The organism is Crossiella cryophila (genome assembly GCF_014204915.1).
GTDB classification, from domain to species: domain Bacteria; phylum Actinomycetota; class Actinomycetes; order Mycobacteriales; family Pseudonocardiaceae; genus Crossiella; species Crossiella cryophila.
This window is the reverse complement of sequence record NZ_JACHMH010000001.1, coordinates 7,324,344-7,346,511: the sequence shown is the minus strand read 5'-3', so window position 1 is coordinate 7,346,511 and position 22,168 is coordinate 7,324,344. Positions and strand designations below refer to the sequence as shown.

The window sequence follows — 22,168 nt, the reverse complement described above, 5'->3', positions numbered from 1 at the left end:
GGCAGGTACACCGGATGCCAGAACAGCAGGACAAGGTTGTCGACTACCTCCGCAAGGTCACGGTCGACCTGCGCCGCGCGCGCCAGCGCATCGAGGAACTCGAGGCGCAGGGCCGGGAGCCGATCGCGGTCGTGGGTATCGGCTGCCGGTTCCCTGGCGGCGTGCGCGGACCAGAGGACCTGTGGGAACTGGTCCGGGACGAACGCGACGTCATGTCCGGCGTGCCTGCCGACCGGAACTGGCCGACCGGCGGGGTGGACTTCCCGCGGGTCGGCGGCTTCCTGGACGACGCGGCCATGTTCGACTCCGAGTTCTTCGGCATGTCCCCCCGGGAGTCGCTGACCGCCGACGCCCAGCACCGGCTGCTGCTGGAAACCTCCTGGGAGGCACTGGAACACGCCCGGATCGACCCGGAAACCCTGAAGGGGAGCCGGACCGGCGTCTACACCGGCCTGGTCTACGGCGACTACGGCGACCTGCTCGACCCCGAGGACTCCCGCGGCTACCTGAGCCTGAACAGCGCGCCCAGCGTCGCCTCCGGCCGGGTTTCCTACGCCCTTGGGCTGGAAGGCCCCGCGGTCACCGTCGACACCGGCTGCTCTTCCTCGCTGGTCACCATCCACCTGGCCATGCGCGCCCTGCGCAACGGCGAGTGCAACCTGGCTCTGGCCGGTGGCGCCTCGGTGATGACCCAGCCCACCGCGTTCATCGAGTTCACCCGCCAGGGCGGTCTCGCCCCCGACGGCCGCTGCAAGGCATTCTCCGACTCCGCCAACGGCACCGCCTGGGCCGAGGGCGTCGGCGTGATCGTGCTGGAACGCCTCTCCGACGCCCGCCGCAACGGCCACCGGGTCCTCGCGGTGATCACCGGCAGCGCGATCAACCAGGACGGCGCCTCCAACGGCCTCACCGCCCCCAACGGCCCGTCCCAGCAACGCGTCATCCAGGACGCGCTGCGCGAGGCCCGACTGTCCACTTCGGACGTCGACGTGGTCGAGGCACACGGCACCGGCACCACCCTGGGCGACCCGATCGAGGCCCAGGCCCTGCTCAACACCTACGGCCAGGGCCGGGAAATCCCGCTGCTACTGGGCTCGATCAAGTCCAACCTTGGCCACACCCAGGCCGCGGCCGGTGTGGCCGGTGTGATCAAGATGGTGCAGGCCGTGCGCTACGGCGTGGCACCCAAGACGTTGCACGTCACCGAACCCTCGGCGCACGTGGACTGGTCGGCGGGCGCGGTCGAGCTGCTGACCGAGACCACCCCGTGGCCCGCCGTCGACCGCCCGCGCCGCGCGGCCGTGTCCTCCTTCGGCGTCAGCGGCACCAACGCGCACATCGTGATCGAACAGGCTCCCGAGGAGTCCGAAACCCCTGCGCCCGCAACGGCTCCGGCCGTGGTGCCGGTGGCGCTGTCGGCCAAGGTCGAGCCCGCCCTGCGCGGCCAGGCCGCCCGGCTGGCCAGTCTGCTGGCCGGTCCGGACGCGCCCAGCGCGCTGGACGCCGGGTTCTCCACGATCTCCTCGCGGGCCGCGCTGGCCGTGCGTTCGGTGGTGGTCGGTGCGGGCGCCGGTGAGCTTTCCGTTCTGCTGCAAGGCTTTGCCGACACCGGGTTCGCCGAGTCTGGGGGAGTGGTCTCCGGCACGGTGTTCACCGGTGGCAACTCGGTCTTCGTCTTCCCTGGCCAGGGCTCGCAGTGGGTGGGCATGGCCCTCCAGCTGCGGGACGAGTACCCGGTCTTCGCCGCGCGACTGGCCGAATGCACGGAAGCCCTTGCCCCGCACGTGGATTGGAACCTGGTCGACGCCCTCGGCGACGAGCAGCTGCTCGCCCGCGTCGACGTCGTGCAGCCGGTCACCTGGGCCGTGAACGTCTCCCTCGCCGCGGTGTGGCAGTCGCTCGGTGTGCAGCCGGACGCGGTTGTCGGGCACTCGCAGGGCGAGGTCGCCGCGGCCGTGGTCGCGGGCGGATTGTCCCTGCAGGACGGCGCGTTGGTCGTCGCCCGCCGGTCGCAGTTGATCGCGCGGGTACTGGCCGGACGCGGTGGCATGGCCTCGGTGGCGTTGCCCGTCGCCGAGGTCGAAGCCCGACTGGTCGACGGGGTCGGCGTGGCCGCGGTCAACGGCCCGGCCGCCGTGGTGGTCTCCGGCGAGATCGGCGCGATCCAGGAGTTCGTGCGCGGCTGCGAGGCCGATGGCGTGCGGGTCAAGCAGATCGCGGTGGACTACGCCTCGCACTCGCACTTCGTCGCCGAGCTGGAAACCGAACTCGGCCAGCTGCTCGCCGAGGTCCGCCCGCAGGCCGGCGCGGTGCCGTTCTACTCCACCGTCACCGACGGCTGGCTGGACACCACCGAGCTGACCGGCGGCTACTGGTTCCGCAACCTGCGCCAGCGGGTCGGCTTCCACGCCGCCATCGAGGGCCTGATCCGCGCCGGGCACACCCGCGTGGTCGAGGTCAGCCCGCACCCCGTGCTGGCCGCCGAGATCCAGGCCACCCTGGACCTGATCGGCGCCGAGGGCGTGGTCACCGGCACCCTGCGCCGCGGCGAGGGCGGGGCCAGGCGACTCCTCGAATCCGTTGGCCAGTGGTGGGTTCGCGGCGGCAAGGTCGACTGGACGGCCTGGTTCGCCGGATCCGGCACCCAGATCGACCTGCCCACCTACGCCTTCCAGCGTCAGCGTTACTGGCCAGCCCCGCGCATCGGTGGCGACGCCGCCGCGTTCGGCCTGACCGCCACCCGGCACCCGGTCCTCGGCGCGGCCGTCCCACTCGGCGACGGCTCCGGCACCGTGCTCACCGGCCGCCTGTCCCGGGAAACCCACCCGTGGCTGGCCGGACAGTCCACCGTGCCGGGCAGCGCGCTGCTCGAACTCGTGGTGCGCGCGGCCGATGAGGTCGGCTACGCCCGCGTCTCCAGCCTGACCGAACTGACCCCGCTTGTCCTGCCCGACGGCGGCTCCCAGATCCAGATCGTCATCGGCGCGGCAGGCGACGACCGGCGCACCGTCTCGGTGCACGCCCGCCCGGCCGACTCGGATGAGGAGTGGACCCGGCACGCCTCGGGTCAGCTCGCCAAGAACCCCCGCGAACTCGACCTGACCCGCGAAGGCGGCCAGGTCACCGAGGTCTCGCTGCCCGACGGCACCACCGACCCCGGCTTCGGCCTGCACCCTGCCCTGCTGCACGCCGCGATCGAGGACGACCTGCGGCCGGTCGAGTGGCAGGACGTCACCCTGCACGCCACCGGGGCCGGCACGCTGAAGGTGCGGCTGACCGGGCTGGGCGGGGACGCGTGGGAACTGGTCGCGACCGATCCCTCCGGCGAACCAGTGCTCACCGCCCGCTCGGTCACCCTGCGCGCGGTCGAGATCGCGGCGGAGTCCGGGACCGACCTGTTCACCCTCGACTGGGCAACGCTGACCGACGCACCGGCGGAACTGCCCACCGTGGCTCGCCTGGGTGACCGGCCCGGCAGCGTCCCGACCGACCGTTCGGTAGGGACTCAGCCGGACGTGGTCCTCGCCGAGATCGCCCCCCTGGGCGACGACCTCGACGCCGTCCACCACGCCACCGCCCAGGCCCTCGAACTCGTCCGCGACTGGCTGGCCCAGGGCAACCCCGCCCGCCTGGCCATCGTCACCCCCGACTCCGGCCCGGCCGCCGCGGCCGTGGGCGGCTTCCTCCGCTCGGTCTCCGCCGAACACCCCGGCCGCTTCACCCACCTCGCCGTCCCCGCGGGCACCGATCCCACCCTCGCCCTGCCCTTCCTCACCGACGACGAACCCCGCCTGCGCATCCACGACGACCAGGTCCAGGCCGCCCGCCTGCGCCGCCACACCCCCGAGCCCACCGACCGCACCTGGGATCGCGCCGCCGCTGTCCTGATCACCGGCGGCACCGGCGGACTCGGCAGCGAACTCGCCCGCCACCTGGCCACCCAGGGCTTCCGCCGCCTCGTGCTCGCCGGCCGACGCGGCCCGGAAGCCCCCGGCGCCATCGAACTCTCCGCACAGCTGCGCGAACTCGGCGCCGACGTCACCATCGCCGCCTGCGATCTGTCCACTGTGGACTCGGTCCGGCAGCTGATCGACAGCATCGACGGACCGCTCACCGCGGTCGTGCACGCCGCCGGTGTGCTGGACGACGCCGTGGTCGAATCCCTGACCGCAGAACGACTCTCCGCCGTACTCCGGCCCAAGCTCGACGCAGCCTGGCACCTGCACGAGGTCACCCGGGACCGGGACCTGGCCGGGTTCGTGGTCTTCTCCTCCGCCGCCGGGATCTTCGGCAACGCGGGCCAGGCCGCCTACACCGCCGCCGACGCCGCCCTGGACGAACTCGTCCGCGACCGCCGATCCAACGGCCTGCCCGGACTCGCGATTTCCTGGGCCGCCTGGGAAATCGGGCTGTCCGCCACGCTGACCGCGGCCGACCGGCAGCGGATGATCGCCGCCGGGTTCCGGCAGCTCACCGTCGCCGAGGGCCTGGCCGCCTTCGACCGGCTGACCACCTCCGGCACCGCGTCTGCCCTGGTCGCGCCCATCGACTTCGCCGCTGTCCGCCGCCACGACGTGCTGCCGCCCGTGCTGCGCGAGTTCGGCGGCAAGCGCGGGGTGCGCCGGGGCAAGGCCGCGCTGGCCGGGGTGTCCGGCCTGCTCAGCGGCACCCGCGCCGAACAGCTCAGCGCCGTGCGCGAACTGGTCCGCGCCCGGGTCGCTGCGGTGCTGCGGCACACCGGCGAGGTCCCGCTGGACCGGGCCTTCCGCGAGCTGGGCTTCGACTCGATGACCGCGGTCGAACTCAGCCGCGCCCTGTCCGAGGCCACCAAACTCGCCCTGCCGACCACGCTGGTGTTCGAGTACCCCAACGTGATCGCGCTGGCCGACCACCTCCTCGCCGAACTGACCGGGTCCGACGACCTCGCGGTCACCGACCGGCCGAACCGGCGGATCGACGACACCGACCCGATCGTCATCGTCGGCATGGGCTGCCGCTACCCGGGCGGCGTGGTCGACCCGGACGGCCTGTGGCAGCTGGTCACCGACGGCGTGGACGCCATCACCGAGTTCCCCACCGACCGCGGCTGGGACGTCGAGGGCATCTACGACCCGGACCCGGACCGCCGCGGCACCACCTACGTGCGCTCCGGCGGCTTCCTGCACGACGCCGCCCAGTTCGACGCCGCCTTCTTCGGCATGTCCCCGCGCGAGGCCATGGCCACCGACGCCCAGCAGCGCCTGCTGCTGGAAACCACCTGGGAAGCCCTGGAACGCGCCGGCATCGAGCCGAGGTCCTTGCGCGGCAGTGACTCCGGCGTGTTCACCGGTGTGATCTACACCGACTACGGGCCGCTGCTGGCCGCCGATTTCGAGGGCGAGCAGAGCATCGGCAGCACGCACAGCGTCGCCTCCGGCCGGGTCGCCTACACCCTGGGCCTGGAGGGCCCGGTGGTCTCCGTCGACACCGCCTGCTCCTCCTCGCTGGTCTCCCTGCACCTGGCCGCCCAGTCCCTGCGCTCCGGCGAATGCTCACTGGCGATCGCCGGTGGCGCGACCGTGATGTCCACCCCGACCGCGTTTGTGGAGTTCTCCCGGCAGCGGGTGATGTCCGCGGACGGGCGCTGCAAGGCATTCTCCAACTCCGCCGACGGCACCGGCTGGTCCGAGGGCGTCGGTGTGGTTGTGCTGGAACGGCTTTCCGACGCCCGCCGCCAGGGCCACCGGGTGCTGGCCGTGCTCAAGGGTTCGGCGATCAACTCCGACGGCGCCTCCAACGGCCTCACCGCCCCCAGCGGCACCGCCCAGCGCAAGGTGATCCGCGCCGCGCTGAACTCCGCCGGACTGTCCACTTCGGACGTCGACGTGGTGGAGGCGCACGGCACCGGCACCTCGCTCGGCGACCCGATCGAGGCCCGCGCCCTGCTCGCCACCTACGGCCAGGACCGGGACCAGCCGCTGCTGCTCGGCTCACTCAAGTCCAACATCGGCCACAGCCAGGCCGCCGCCGGAGTCGGTGGCGTGATCAAGATGGTGCAGGCCATGCAGCACGGGATCGTGCCGCGCACCCTGCACCTCACCGAGCCCTCCGACCAGGTCGACTGGTCCAGCGGCGAGGTCCGGCTGCTCACCGAAGAAGTCCAGTGGCCCGAGGTCGGGCGGCCGCGCCGGTCCGCGGTGTCCTCCTTCGGTATCAGCGGCACCAACGCGCACGTCATCCTGGAACAGGCCCCGCCGGAGCCCGAACGCCCCACGGTCGAGGCCGACCTGGTCCCGCTGCCAGTAGCCGCCCGCACCGCGGCCGCGCTGGACGAGCAGATCGCCCGGCTGCGCCCGCTGCTGGCCACCGGGTCCACTGTGGACATCGCCTACTCACTCGCCGCCACCCGCACCGCCTTCGAACACCGCGCGGTCCTGCTGGGGGACAACGAGATCGCCCGCGGCACCGCGGTCGAGGGCGGCACCGCGTTCGTCTTCTCCGGTCAGGGCGCGCAACGCCTGGGCATGGGACGCGAGCTGTACCAGCGTTTCCCGGTCTTCGCCGAGGCGCTGGACGCGGTCACCACCGAACTGGCCGAACCCGTCCGGGACATCATGTGGGGCGCGGACGCCGACCAGCTCAACCAGACCGGCTGGGCGCAACCGGCGATCTTCGCCATCGAGGTCGCGCTGTTCCGGCTGCTCGAATCCTGGGGCGTGCGTCCCGACTACCTGGTCGGCCACTCCATTGGCGAGATCGCGGCCGCACACGTGTCCGGCATCCTCTCGCTCACCGACGCCTGCGCGCTGGTCTCCGCCCGCGCCCGGCTGATGCAGGCGCTGCCGACCGGCGGCGCGATGCTGGCGGTCGAGGCCGATGAGGCCGAGGTCGCCGAAGTCCTGGCGGACCGGCCCGCGGTGTCCATCGCCGCGATCAACGCCGCCCGCAACATCGTGCTGGCAGGCGAGGCTGACGCGGTCGCCGAGGTCAAGGAGGTCCTCGGTGGACGCGGGCGGCGCACCAAGCTGCTCTCGGTCAGCCACGCCTTCCACTCCCCGCTGATGGAGCCCATGCTCGCCGAGTTCGGCGCGGCACTGGCCGCCGTCAGCTTCCGCGAACCGCGCATCCCGGTGATCTCCACGGTCACCGGCGAACTCGCCCTGGGCGAGGACCTGCGCAGCACCGAGTACTGGGTGCGCCAGGTACGCGAGCCCGTGCGGTTCGCCGCGGCGATCTCGGCCCTGGCGGCCGCGCGAGTCCGGACCGTGCTGGAGGTCGGCCCGGATGGACTGTTGTGCGCGGCCGCCGCCGAGTCGCTGCCCGAGCAGGCCGTGGTCACCTCGCTGCTGCGCGCCGACCGACCGGTAGAGGCCGAATCGGTGCTCGCGGGCGTGGCCGGTCTGCACGTGGCCGGGACCCCGGTCGACTGGACCCGGCTGCTGCCAGCCGCCGGGGTGGTCGAACTGCCCACCTACCCGTTCCAGCACCGCCGCTACTGGCCCGAGGTGGCCGTCACCAGCGGCGGCACCCTGTTCGGCGTGGACTGGCTGCCGCAGACCGTGCGGACCGTGTCGAACCCGCCCGCCGTGACACTGATCGAGGCCGGACAGGCCGCCGACCACCCGGACGCCGTGCTCGACGCGGCCACCGAGGCACTCACCCTGGTGCAGCGCTGGCTGCGCGAGGAAACCGACCGCCTGGTCGTGGTCACCCCGGCCGAGGGCCTGGCCGCCTCGGCCGTGGCCGGTGTGGTCCGCTCCGCCGCCGCCGAACACCCCGGCCGCTTCCTGCACCTGGCCGCCAACACCCCCGCCGAGATCGAACTCGCCACCCCGCACCTCACCGGCGAGGAACCCAGCCTGGTGGTCCGCGCCGGTCAGGTGTTCGCACCCCGGTTCGGGCCGCTCCAGCCGCGGGTGGCCGAGGCGAGCTGGGACCGCGAGCGCACCGTGCTGATCGCCGGTGGCACCGGTGGCATCGGCCGCGCCCTCGCCAACCACCTGGTAGGCCAGGGCTTCAAACGCCTGGTCCTGGCCAGCCGCAGCGGTGCCGCGGCCGAGGGCATCACCGAGTGGGCCGCCGGAGTCGACGCCGATGTCCGGATCGTGGCCTGCGACCTGACCGACCGGAACGCGGTCATCGACCTGGTCAACGGCATCGAGGACCTCGGCGCGGTGGTGCACTCCGCCGGAGTCGTGGACGACGCGCTGATCCCGGCCCTCACCCCGGACCGCCTCGCGACCGTGTTGCGCGCCAAGGTCGACGGGGCCTACCACCTGCACGAAGCCACCCGCGACCGCGACCTGCGGGCGTTCGTGGTCTTCTCCTCGCTCGCCGGGATCGTCGGCGCACGCGGTCAGGCCAGTTACGCCGCCGCGAACGCCGCCCTGGACGAACTCGCCCGCGCCCGCCGGACCGCCGGTCTGCCCGGACTCTCCATCGCGTGGGGTCCGTGGACGGTCGGCATGGCCACCGGGCTCTCCACCGACGACTGGCAGTCGCTGTCCCACGTCGGCCTCACCGGGCTGTCCGAGGCGCAGGGCCTGGCCCTGTTCGACCGCGCCATCGCCGGTGCGTCCGACGTGGTCGCCGGCGCCCGCCTGGACGTCACGGTGCTCAGCCAGAACGGCGCGATCCCGCACGCCCTGCGCGCCCTGGCCACCCCGGCCGCCCCGCAGACGACCGCGGCCGCGCCGACGGTCAGTTCCAGCACCCCGGCCGAACTCCGCGCGCTCATCGGCGACCGGATCGCCACCGTGCTGCGCTACACCGACGGCATCGCCGAGGACACCCCGTTCGGTGACCTGGGCTTCACCTCGCTGTCCGCGGTGGAACTCAGCCGTGCCCTGTCCGCGGCCACCGGCCTCGCTCTCCCGGCCACGCTGGCCTTCGACTACTCCACCGTCACCGCGCTCGCCGACTACCTGCACCGGGAACTCACCGGCGGCCAGGCCGTGCGCACCGCGGCCCCGGTCGCGGCGGTCGACCAGTCCGATCCGATCGTGATCGTCGGCATGGGCTGCCGCTTCCCCGGCGGCATCGACAGCCCGCAAGCGTTGTGGAGCCTGGTGGAGGCCGGTGGCGACGCGCTCACCGAGTTCCCCGCCGACCGCGGCTGGCCCCTGGACTCGCTGTACCACGAGGACCCGGACCACCCCGGCACCGTGTACGTGAAGTCCGGCTACTTCCTGCGCGAGACTGGCACCTTCGACGCGGACTTCTTCGGGATGTCCCCGCACGAGGCCGCCGCCACCGACCCGCAGCAGCGCCTGCTGCTGGAAACCTCGTGGGAGGCCCTGGAACACGCGGGCATCCCGCCACACCGGTTGCGCGGCAGCAAGACCGGCGTGTTCACCGGCGTCAGCGCCACCGACTACGGCACCCTGCTCGGCGCGGAGTACGAAGGACACCGCTCCACCGGCAGCATCGCCAGTGTCGCCTCCGGCCGGGTCGCCTACCTGTTCGGCCTGGAAGGCCCGGTCCTCAGCCTGGACACGGCCTGCTCCTCCTCGCTGGTCGCACTGCACCTGGCCGCCCAGGCCCTGCGCTCCGGCGAATGCTCACTCGCGCTGGCCGGTGGCGTCACGGTGATGTCCACCCCGGCCGCGCACGTGGAGTTCTCCCGGCAGCGCGCACTCGCCCTTGACGGCCGGTGCAAGGCGTTCTCCGACGACGCCGACGGCACCAGCTGGTCCGAAGGCGTCGGCGTGCTGGTCCTGGAACGCCTCTCCGACGCGCAGCGGCACGGGCACCGCATTCTCGCTGTGGTCAAGGGATCCGCGGTCAACTCCGACGGCGCCTCCACCGGCCTCACCGCCCCCAACGGACCGGCCCAGCAGCGGGTGATCCAGGAAGCCCTCGCCGCCGCCGGACTGTCCACTTCGGACGTCGATGTGGTCGAGGCGCACGGCACCGGCACCCGGCTCGGCGACCCGATCGAAGCCCAGGCCCTCCTGGCCACCTACGGCCAGGACCGGGAAACCCCGCTGTGGCTGGGTTCGCTCAAGTCCAACATCGGGCACACCCAGGCCGCCGCGGGTGTCGGCGGGATCATCAAGATGGTGCAGTCCATGCAGCACGGCATCGTGCCGCGCACCCTGCACGTGACCGAGCCGTCCTCCCGGGTGGACTGGTCCACCGGCGAGATCCGCCTGGTCACCGAAGCGGTCGAGTGGAACTCGCCGGACCGCCCGCGCCGCGCCGCGGTCTCCGCGTTCGGCGTCAGCGGCACCAACGCGCACGTGATCCTGGAACAACCCCCGATCGCTGTCCCCGCAACGGAAACTCCGGCCGCGGACCTGGTGCCGCTGCTGGTCTCGGCCAAGAACCCGGACGCCCTGGACGCCCAGATCGAGCGGGTGCAGGCGGTCCTGGCACACGAGCCGGTCACCGACGTGGCCTACTCACTGGCCTTCCGCCGCAGTGGGTTCAGCCACCGCTCGGTGTTGCTCGACGGCGCGGCCGTGGCCCGCGGCGTGGTCACCCCGGGCAAGACGGCGTTCGTCTTCTCCGGCCAGGGCGCGCAACGCCTGGGCATGGGACGCGACCTGTACCAGCGCTTCCCGGTCTTCGCCGCCGCCTTCGACGCCGTGCTCGCCGAATTCGACGCGGACCTATGCGAGATCATCTGGGGCGAGGACGCCACCGCGCTCAACCAGACCGGCTCGGCCCAGCCCGCCCTCTTCGCCATCGAGGTCGCACTGTTCCGGCTGGTCGAGACCTGGGGCGTGCACCCCGACTACCTGGTCGGCCACTCCATCGGCGAACTCGCCGCCGCGCACGTGGCCGGGGTGCTGTCGCTGTCCGACGCCTGTGCGCTGGTCTCGGCCCGCGCCCGGCTCATGCAGGCCCTGCCCACCGGCGGCGCCATGGTCGCGGTGGCTGCGGGGGAGGACCTGGTCACCGACCTGATCAACGGCCGCGAGGGTGTCTCCATCGCCGCGGTCAACGCGCCGGAAAGCCTGGTGCTCTCCGGTGGCGCCGAGGCGGTGCACGAGGTCGCCGAAGCTATTGCCGCCCAGGGCATCCGCACCAAGAAGCTCTCGGTCAGCCACGCCTTCCACTCGTCCCTGATGGACCCGATGCTGGCCGAGTTCGCTGCCACCATCGACGGGATTTCCGTTGGCACGGCGAACATCCCGGTGGTCTCCACGGTCGGCGAGGTCACGGACTTCGGCAGCCCGGAGTACTGGGGCCGCCAGGTCCGCGAGCCGGTCCGGTTCGCCGATGCCATGGCCACCTTGGCCGAGCAGGGTGTGCGTGCGGTGCTGGAACTCGGCCCCGGCTCCACCCTGGGTGTCGCGGTGGCCGAGGCCCTGCCCGCGGATGCCGCGGTCACCTCGCTGCTGCACGCCGATCAGGCCGACGAGCGCCGCTCGGTGCTGCGTGGTCTGGCCGAACTGCACGTGGCCGGGGTCGAGATCGACTGGCCGCGACTCATCCCAGGTGGGTCCTTTGTGGACATCCCCACCTACGCCTTCGACCGCAAGCTGTTCTGGCCCGGTTCGGTCCCGCAGGCCACCCAGACCGTGGCCATCGCGATCCCGGCCGAGCCGGTGCAGCTGGATCGCTCGGCCGAGGACCAGGCCCGCGCGCTGCGTGAACTGGTCAGCGAACGGGTCGCCTCCGTACTCGGCCACCCGGGCCGGATCCCGGCCGACCGGCCGTTCCAGGAACTCGGCTTCGACTCCCTGCTGGCCCTGCGCCTGAGCCGTGGCCTGTCTGCGGCCACTGGGCTGAACCTGCCCGCCACGCTGGCCTTCGACTACCCGACCGTGGCCGTGCTCAGCGAGTTCCTGCTGCGCGAGATCTCCGGCGCACCCGAGGCCAACGGCCACCAGCAGGGCCCGATCGCCGCGGACGAACCCATCGCGATCGTCGGTATCGGCTGTCACTTCGCCGGTGGCGTGGACGGCCCGGACACGTTGTGGGACCTGGTCTCCGACGGGATCGACGCCACCACCGACTTCCCGGTCAACCGCGGCTGGGACCTCGGCAACCTCTACGACCCGGACCCCGACCGCAAGGGCCGCAGCTACACCCGCCGCGCCGGATTCCTGCACGAGGCCGGTGAATTCGACCCTGGCTTCTTCGGCATGTCGCCGCGGGAGGCCGTGGCCACCGACCCGCAGCAGCGGCTGCTGCTGGAAACCTCCTGGGAGGCCCTGGAACAGGCCGGAATCGACCCGAAGGCGTTGCGCGGCACAGCGACCGGTGTGTTCACCGGGTTGAGCTGCAACGACTACCCGAACCTGCTCGGTCAGGAATACGAGGGCCACCAGGCCACCGGCGGTCTGGCCAGCGTCGCCTCCGGCCGGGTCGCCTACGCCCTCGGCCTGGAAGGCCCGACCGTCACCGTCGACACCGCCTGCTCCTCCTCGCTGGTCGCACTGCACCTGGCCGCGCAGGCCCTGCGCGCCGGGGAATGCGGGCTGGCCCTGGCCGGTGGCGTCACTATCATGTCCACCCCGGCCGGGTTCATCGAGTTCTCCCGCCAGCGCGCGCTGTCCCCGGACGGCCGCAGCCGATCCTTCTCCGACGACGCCGACGGCGTGGCCTGGGGCGAGGGCGTCGGCGTGCTGGTGCTCGAACGGCTCTCCGACGCCAAGCGGCACGGACACAGGATCCTGGCCGTGGTCAAGGGTTCCGCCATCAACTCCGACGGCGCCTCCAACGGCCTGTCCGCCCCCAGCGGCCCAGCCCAGCAGCGGGTGATCCGCTCCGCACTGGCCAGCGCCGGACTGTCCACTTCGGACATCGACGTGGTCGAGGCGCACGGCACCGGCACCACCCTGGGCGACCCGATCGAGGCGCAGGCCCTGCTCGCCACCTACGGCCAGAACCGCGAAGAGCCGCTGTGGCTGGGTTCGCTCAAGTCCAACATCGGGCACACCCAGGCCGCCGCCGGTGTCGGCGGGATCATCAAGATGGTGCAGGCACTGCGGTACGGGATCATGCCCAAGTCGCTGCACATCACCGAACCCTCCACCAAGGTCGACTGGTCCACCGGCTCGGTCGAACTGCTCGCCGAGGCCCGGCCCTGGCCCGAGGTCGAACGGCCGCGCCGCGCGGCGGTGTCCTCCTTCGGGGTCAGCGGCACCAACGCGCACGTGATCATCGAGCAGGCCCCGGAGATCGAGGAACCGGTCTCCGCCAACGGATCCGGCCTGGTCGCCTCCGGTGGCGTGGTCCCGTGGGTGCTCTCCGGCTCGGCCGCCGCCGCACTGCGCGGACAGGCCGCGAAGCTCGCCGACTACACCGGCGCTGACCCGGTGGACCTCGGCTGGTCCCTCGCGACCACCAGGGCCACCCTGGAGCACCGCGCCGTGGTCGTCGCCCCCAGCACCGCCGAAACCATTGCCGCACTGGCCGATCTGGCCAACGACGAGCCCTCCGGCTACGTGGTCACCGGCCAGGCCTCGGTGGACGGCCGGGTCGTCTTCGTCTTCCCCGGCCAGGGCGCGCAGTGGGTCGGCATGGGCGCCGAGCTGCTGAAGTCCTCGCCGGTCTTCGCCGCCCGCCTGGCCGAAGTCGCCGCGGCGCTGGATCCGCTGACCGGCTGGTCGCTGCTGGACGTCGTGTCCGGTGGTGGCGAGCTGGACCGGGTGGACGTGGTGCAGCCGGTGTCCTTCGCCATGATGGTTTCCCTTGCCGCCGTGTGGGAATCCGCGGGTGTCCGGCCGCACGCGGTGATCGGGCACTCCCAGGGTGAGATCGCCGCAGCCTGCGTCACCGGCGCGCTCTCCCTGACCGACGCCGCCAAGGTGGTCGTCCTCCGCAGCAAGGCCATCGCCAACGGCCTGGCCGGCCGCGGCGGCATGATGTCCGTGGCCGCGCCCGCCGACCAGATCGACCTGACCCCGTGGGCGGACAAGGTCTCCGTCGCCGCCATCAACGGCCCCAGCGCCACCGTGGTCGCCGGTGACGTCCAGGCCATGGAACAGCTCGCCGAATGGTGCGCCGAACGCGGCTACCGGACCCGGGTGATCCCGGTGGACTACGCCTCGCACAGCCACCACGTCGACCTCCTCGAAGCCGAACTCGCCGAGGTGCTCGCGGGCATCACCATCCAGGAGGGCTCGGTGCCCTGGTGGTCCACAGTGGACAACCAGTGGCTCGACCCGGCGGAGGTGCCTGCCGACTACTGGTTCCGGAACCTGCGCCAGACCGTGCGGTTCGGCCAGGCCGTCGGCGCACTCGCCGACGCCGGTTACGCCGCGTTCGTCGAGGTCAGCAGCCACCCGGTGCTCACCGCCGCGATCCAGGAAACCCTGGACGGCCGCAACCTGCCCGACACCGTGGTCACCGGCACCCTGCGGCGCGAGGACGGCGGCGCCACCCGGCTGCTGCTCAGCCTGGCCCAGCTGCACGTGCGCGGGGTCCAGGTGGACTGGCCGCGACTGTTCCTCGGCGCGGGCGGCAAGCGGATCCCGTTGCCCACCTACGCCTTCCAGCGCGAGCTGTACTGGGCAGAGCCGTCCGAGGTCGTGGCCGGAGTCGCCGACAGCGAGTTCTGGACCTCGGTCGAACAGGGCGATGTCACCGCCCTCGCCGGATCCCTCGGCGTGGACGAAGCCGCCCTCGCCCCGATCCTGCCCGGCCTGACCACCTGGCGACGCCGTCACCAGGAGGCCGTCGCCCTCGACCAGTGGTCCTACCGGATCGACTGGTCTCCGCTCACCACCGCCGGAACCGTTGCCCTGGACGGAACCTGGCTGCTGGTCACCCGCGACAGCGGCGACCTGGCCGCCACCCTCGCCGACGGCCTCACCGCCCGCGGCGCGAAGGTCGTCCAGACCACGCCGGACCAGCTCCCGCCCGGCGACTACACCGGCATCCTGTCCCTGCCCGCCAACGACGACCGGCCCGCGGACACCCTCGCGCTGGTGCAGTCGGTGGAACGGAACGGGCTGCTCGCCCCGGTCTGGGTGCTCACCCGCGGCGCGGTCGCGGTGACCGACCCGGCCGAGCTGACCAGCGCCTGGCAGCCGCAGCTGTGGGGCATGGGCATCGTGCTCGGCCTGGACCGCCCCGCGCTCTGGGGCGGCGTCATCGACCTGCCCGAACAGCTCGACTCTGCAGCCCTGGACCGGCTGGGCGCGGTGCTCGCCGGGTCCGAGGGCGAGGACCAGGTGGCCATCCGCTCCGCCGCCGCCTTCGGCAGGCGCTTGCGCCGTGATGCGGTCGCGCATGCCACGGCCTGGCAGCCACGCGGCACCGTGCTGGTCACCGGCGGCACCGGCGCCCTCGGCGCGCACATCGCCCGCTGGGCCGCCACCAACGGCGCCGAACGACTGGTGCTGTTGAGCCGCAAGGGTCCCGAGGCAGAAGGCGTGGCCGAACTGACCGCCGAGCTGAACGAACTCGGCGCGCAGGTCACCGTGGCCGCCTGCGACGTCACCAACCGGGACCAGCTCGCCGAGGTGATCAACGCGATCCCGGCCGGGCAACCGCTCACCGGTGTGGTGCACGCCGCTGGCATCGCTCGCCCGGAAACCCCGCTCTCGGAGATGTCCGCCGAGGAGTTCGCCCAGATCAGCCACGCCAAGATCACCGGCGCGGCGCACCTGGACGAGCTGCTGCGTGAACACGACCTCGACGCGTTCGTCATGTTCTCCTCGGGGGCGGCGACCTGGGGCGGCAGCGGCCAGCTGGCCTACGCCGCGGGCAACGCCTACCTCGACGGCCTGGCGGTCGCCCGCCGGGCGAGGGGGCAGTCCGCGACCGCGATCGCCTGGGGCGCCTGGGGTGGCGAGGCGGGCATGGTGGACCGCGAGGCCGCCGAACAGCTGCGCCGGATGGGCCTGCTCACCCTCGACCCGGCCCAGGCCACCCAGGCCATGGCCCTGGCGGTGGGGGAGGGTTCGCCGCACCGGGTGATCGCCGACATCGACTGGGAGCGTTTCGCCCCCGGCTACACCCTCACCCGCAGCCGCCCGCTGCTCAACGGCCTGCCCGAGGTGGTCGCCCTGCTCGCGCCGGAGGAACCGGCCGAGGGCGCGGGCACCAGCGAGTTCGCCGCCAAGCTCAGCGGACTCACCGCCGAGGACCAGGACAGGATGCTCGTCGACCTGGTCCAGGCCGAGGCCGCCGCGGTGCTCGGCTACGCGGACAAGTCGGCGGTCGGGGACCGGGCGTTCAGCGATATCGGCTTCGACTCGCTGACCGCGGTGGAACTGCGCAACCGCCTCAACAAGCGGACCGGGCTGCGGCTGCCGGCCACCTCGGTGTTCGACCACCCCAGGGCCAGCGCGCTGGCCAAGCGGATCCGCACCGACCTCGGCCACACCGACAGCAACTCCCTCGAATACGTGCAGGCCCAGCTGGAACGCCTGGAAGCCAGCCTGCTCGCCCTGCCCGCCGAAGCGGTCGAACAGGCCAAGCTCACCACCAGACTGCACCGCCTCACCGCCCGGCTCACCGAGAACTCGGCGGCCGGCACGGGCGGCGGCACCGTCGCGGAGGACCTGGAAGCCGCCTCCGCCGAGGACGTCTTCGCCTTCATCGACTCGGAGCTGGGCAATGACTAGCCCGCCCCGAACCTCACCGGCGTGTTGGCCGTTGTCGTACACAGTCTTGGCCGAACTGGTACGCCCAATCGGCCAACACACCGCCCATAGCGGCCAACACACCGTCCAGTTCGGCCAACACACCGTACGAGAACGGCCAACACGGTGGCGGGTCTTGCCCGCCCGCCCCCACCACCCTGGAGATCACCGATGACCAGCGACGACAAGGTCCTCTCCTACCTCAAGAAGGTCACCGCCGAGCTGCACACCACCCGGCAGCGGCTGCGGGAGGCCGAGGCGGCGGTCGACGAGCCGATCGCCATCGTCGGCATGGGTTGCCGGTTCCCGGGCGGGGTGGCCTCACCGGATGACCTGTGGGACCTGGTGCAGCGCGGCGGGGACGCGATCACGCCGTTCCCCAAGGACCGCGGCTGGGACCTGGAGAACCTGTTCGACCCGGACCCGGACGCGGTGGGCAAGACCTACGTCACCGAGGGCGGATTCCTCGACGGGGCAGGGGACTTCGACGCCGCGCACTTCGGCATGTCCCCGCGCGAGGCGATGGCCACCGACCCGCAGCAGCGCCAGCTCCTGGAAACCGCGTGGGAGACCTTCGAGGACGCAGGCATCAACCCGGCCTCCTTGCGGGACAGCGACATCGGCGTGTTCACCGGCGTGGCCACCAACGGCTACTCGATGAACGCCGACAGCTCACTCGACGAGTACCAGGGCTACCTGGCCACCGGCAGCGCGAACAGCGTTGCCTCCGGCCGGATCTCCTACTCCCTCGGCCTGCTCGGCCCCGCCGTCACCGTGGACACCGGCTGCTCCTCCTCCCTGGTCGCCATGCACTGGGCCGTGCAGGCCCTGCGCGCGGGGGACTGCTCGATGGCGCTGGCCGGTGGCGCGATGGTGATGGCCACCCCCGGCGCGTTCGTGGTGTTCTCGCTGCAGCGCGGCATGGCCAAGGACGGGCGCTGCAAGTCCTTCGCCGACGCCGCCGACGGCACCAGCTGGTCTGAGGGCGTCGGCCTGATCCTGCTCGAACGCCTCTCCGTGGCCCAGCGCAACGGGCACAAGGTGCTCGCGGTGATCCGCGGCACCGCGGTCAACCAGGACGGCGCCTCCAACGGCCTCACCGCCCCCAGCGGACCGGCCCAGCAGCGGGTGATCCGGCAGGCCCTGGCCTCCGCCGGACTGACCCCGACCGATGTGGACGCGGTGGAGGCGCACGGCACCGGCACGGTGCTCGGCGACCCGATCGAGGCGCAGGCCGTGATCGCCACCTACGGGCAGAACCGGCCCGAGGACCGGCCGCTCTGGCTGGGTTCGCTCAAGTCCAACATCGGCCACACCCAGGCCGCCGCCGGTGTCGGTGGCGTGATCAAGATGGTGCAGGCACTGCGCCACGGTGTGCTGCCCAAGACCCTGCACGCCGACGAGCCGACGTCCAAAGTGGACTGGTCCGCCGGTGATGTCCGGCTGCTGGCCGAAGCCCAGCCCTGGCCCGAATCCGACCGGCCGCGCCGCGCCGGCGTGTCCTCCTTCGGCGTGAGCGGCACCAACGCCCACCTCATCCTGGAACAGGCCCCGGCACCCGAAGCCGTGGAGGAAACCCCCGAGCCCGCCGGACTGGTCTCCGCCGGTGGTGTGGTGCCGTGGGTGCTCTCCGCCGCGGTCCCGGCCGCGCTGCGCGCCCAGGCCACCCGGCTCGCCGAACAGCCCGACGGCAGCCTGGTCGACATCGGGTTCACCCTGGCCAGCTCCCGCGCCGTGCTGGACCACCGCGCGGTCATCGTCGCCGCCGACCGCGCCGAAGCCGTTGCGGGACTTGCGGCCCTGGTGGCCGACGAGACCTCCAACGCCGTGGTGAGTGGCCGGACCGTGGTCGAGGGCAAGACCGTCTTCGTCTTCCCCGGCCAGGGCGCGCAGTGGGTTGGCATGGGCGCCGACCTGCTCAAGTCCTCGCCGGTCTTCGCCGCCCGGATGGCCGAGTGCGCGGCCGTGCTGGACCCGCTGACCGGTTTCTCTTTGCTGGAAGTCATTTCGACCGGCGGTGACCTGGACCGGGTCGACGTCGTGCAGCCCGCCTCCTTCGCCGTGATGGTCTCCCTGGCCGCCGTCTGGGAGGCCGCGGGCGTCAAGCCGGACGCGGTGATCGGGCACTCCCAGGGCGAGATCGCCGCCGCCTGCGTCACCGGCGTGCTCTCCCTGGCCGACGCGGCCAAGGTCGTGGTGCTGCGCAGCCAGGCCATCGCCGAGGACCTGGCCGGACGCGGCGGCATGATGTCCGTCGCCGCGGCCGCCGACAAGATCGACCTCAGCCAGTGGGCCGGGCAGCTCTCGGTCGCCGCGATCAACGGCCCGACCGCCACCGTGTTCGCCGGTGACGTCGCCGCACTGGCCGAGCTGGAAGCCCGCTGCATCGCGGAGGGCTACCGGACCCGGGTCATCCCGGTGGACTACGCCTCGCACAGCCACCAGGTGGACGCCATCGCCGACCGCCTCCGCGAGGTCCTCGCCGACCTCACCGTGCAACCCGGCACCGTGCCCTGGTGGTCCACTGTGGACAGTCAGTGGATCGAGCCGGGCACCGCCGACGCCGAGTACTGGCTGCGCAACCTGCGCCAGACCGTGCAGTTCGCGCAGGCCGTGCGTTCGCTGGCCGAGGCAGGGTTCGGCGCGTTCGTGGAGGCCAGCAGCCACCCGGTGCTCACCGCGCCGATCCAGGAGGCCCTTGACGAGCTGGAACTGGACAACACCGTGGTCACCGGCACCCTGCGCCGTGAGGACGGCGGTGCCACCCGGCTGCTGCTCAGCCTGGCCCACCTGCACGTGCACGGCGTCACCGTGGACTGGACCGCGCTGTTCACCGGCGCGGGCGCGCAGCGGATCTCGTTGCCCACCTACGCCTTCCAGCACCAGCACTACTGGCTGGAGCGCAGCGGCATGTCCGGCGACCTGACCAGCACCGGACTCGGCAACGCCGACCACCCGCTGCTCGGCGCGGTCGCCCAGCTGCCCGACACCGGCGGCACCCTGCTCACCGGCCGCGTGGCCCGCTCCAGCCACGGCTGGCTGGCCGACCACATCGTCGGCGACTCGGTGCTCATCCCGGGCGCGGCCCTGGTCGAACTCGCCATCCGCGCCGGTGACGAGGTCAACTGCCCGACCCTGCGCGAACTGGCCATCGTCCGCCCGGTGGTGCTGCCCGACGACAGCCCGGTGTTCCTCCAGGTCCTGGTCGGCGCGGCCGACGGCAACGGGGACCGGGACATCCGGATCTACTCCCGGTTCGCCGGTAGTCCACAGTGGACGGAGAACGCCACCGGCACCCTGGGCGCCGACCTGCCTGCCGCCCCTGCCCCGATCGCCACCTGGCCGCCCGCGGGCGCCGAAGCGCTGTCGGTCGCGGACCAGCCCGGCATGGAGGCCGCCTGGACCAAGGACGGCGAGGTCTACGCCGAGGTCCGGCTGGCCGAGAACTACAGCAAGTCCGCCAGCCGCTTCGGCCTGCACCCCGCGCTGCTGGACGCCGCACTGCGGGCCAGCGCGTTCGCCGCCCCGCAGGACGCGGGCGAGGGCATGCTGCTGCCGTTCTCCTGGAACGAGGTCCAGCTGCACGCCGCGGGCGCGAGCGCGGCCCGGGTGCACCTGCGGGTCACCGGCGCGGACACCCTGGCCATCACCCTCACCGACTCCGCGGGCGCACCCGTGGCCAGCATCGGCTCGCTGATGATGCGCACCGTGGACCCGGCCCAGCTCCAGGCTGCCAGCGGCCCGGCCGTGGGCGGGGACGCGTTGTTCGAGGTGCGCTGGCGGCAGTTGACCGCGGAGAGCACCAGCACCGCCGTGGTCCTGGGCGAGAGCCCCCTGGCCGAGGCGCTGCTGCGTGGTGGCGCGGTCGGCGAACCCTCCGGCAGCATCGCCACCCTCCTGGAAGCCCGCGGCGGGCACGTGCCCGAGTTCGTGCTGCTGCCGGTGGCCGCCAGTGTCGGCGATCTCGCGGACGCGGCCCGGCAGTCGGTCACCCAGACCCTCACCGCCATCCAGGACTGGCTCACCGACGACCGGTTCGCCGAGGCCCGCCTGGTCGTGGTGACCTCGCTGGCCATCGGCACCGGCCCCGAGGACAAGCTCAACGGCATCGCCGACGCGGGCGTGTGGGGCCTGGTCCGCACCGCCCAGTCGGAGTACCCGGGCCGGTTCGTGCTCGCCGACGTCGACGGTTCTGACGAGTCCGCGACCGCGTTGCTGGCCGCCCTGGGCAGTGGGGAACCGCAGCTCGCCGTGCGTGCGGGTGCGGTCACCGTGCCGCGCCTGGCCCGCGCCGAGGCCGCCGAGCCGAGCTGGCAGTGGCCCACCGAGGGCACCGTGCTGATCACCGGCGGCACCGGCAAGCTCGGCAGCGAACTCGCCCGGCACCTGGTCACCCAGCACGGCATCCGGCACCTGATCCTGGCCAGCCGCACCGGCCCCGACGCCCCCGGCGCGGACACGCTCACCCAGGAGCTGACCGAACTGGGCGCGGAGGTCCGGGTGGCCGCCTGCGACATCGCCGACCGCACCGCGGTCAAGGAACTGCTCAACTCCGTGCCGTCCGAGGCCCCGCTGACCGGCGTGGTGCACACCGCGGGCGTGGTGGGCGACAACCTGCTGCCCAACCTCACCGCGGATCAACTCGCCCAGGTGCTGCGCCCCAAGGTGGACGCCGCCCTGGTCCTGGACGAGCTGACCCGCGACCACGAGCTGACCGCCTTCGTCACCTACTCCTCCATCGCCGGACTCACCGGCGGCCCCGGCCAGGGCCCCTACAGCGCCGCCAACGCCTTCCTGGACGCCCTGGCCTACCGCAGGCGCGCCCAGGGCCTGCCTGCCACCTCGATCGCCTGGGGCCTCTGGGGCGGCGAGGGCGGCATGGGCGGGGCACTGGCCGAAGCCGAGTGGGCCCGGCTGCGCCGCTCCGGCATGATCCCGATCGAACCCGCGCAGGGACCCGCGATGCTGGACGCGGTCACCGCCGTGTCCACCGCCCTGGTCGTGGCCGCGCCACTGGACCTGCGCGCGGTGGACCGGGACGCCGTGCCCGCACTCCTGCGTGGCCTGGTCCGCGGCACGGCCGCCGGTGAGGCCGTCAGCCCCGCCGCGGCCAGCAGCCGTGGCGCCGAGCTGAGCGCGAAGCTGGGCGGGCTCAGCGAGAAGGAGCAGGAGACCCTGCTCGCGGATCTGGTCGCCACCGAGTGCGCGCACCTGCTCGGCTACGACAACCACGCCGACCTGGACCGGCTGCGCGGCTTCGTCGACCTCGGCATGACCTCGCTCAACGGGGTCGAGCTGCGCAACGTGCTCGGCGCCCGCACCGGCCTGCGCCTGCCCGCCGCGCTGATCTTCGACTACGCCAACATCCTCGAACTCGCCCGCTACCTGCGACTTCAGCTCGTGGACAGCGCGGGCGAGGGGGCCGCGTTCACCGAACTGGCCCGCCTGGAGGCCGCCGTGGCCGGCTCCGAACTGGACGAGGAGTCGCGGACAAAACTGGTAAATGGCTTGGCTCAACTCCTGTGGACTCTTCAGGACGGCCGCGCCCAGCCGGGAGCGGATCAGCACGAGGTCGGCCTCGCCACGGCGAGTGACGACGAGATGTTCGCTCTGATCGACGAGGAGCTGGGGCTGAGCTGACC

Annotated in this window: 1 protein-coding gene and 1 pseudogene; both read left to right on the top strand. The window is 72.7% G+C overall.

From position 1 onward, the window contains the following. Nucleotides 1-26: 26 nt before the first annotated feature. Nucleotides 27-16,508 (top strand): annotated as a pseudogene (locus HNR67_RS45125) (type I polyketide synthase); the annotation flags it as partial. Nucleotides 16,509-16,697: 189 nt separating this feature from the next. Further along, the gene (locus HNR67_RS31695) at nt 16,698-22,166 is read left to right on the top strand and encodes a type I polyketide synthase (RefSeq protein WP_185005831.1); all 5,469 of its coding nucleotides are present in this window, start codon (nt 16,698-16,700) and stop codon (nt 22,164-22,166) included. Nucleotides 22,167-22,168 lie beyond the last annotated feature (2 nt).

Coding starts and splice junctions, on each gene's coding strand:
- HNR67_RS31695 (WP_185005831.1), top strand. CDS start 16,698: ATGACCAGCGACGACAAGGTCCTCTCCTACCTCAAGAAGGTCACCGCC.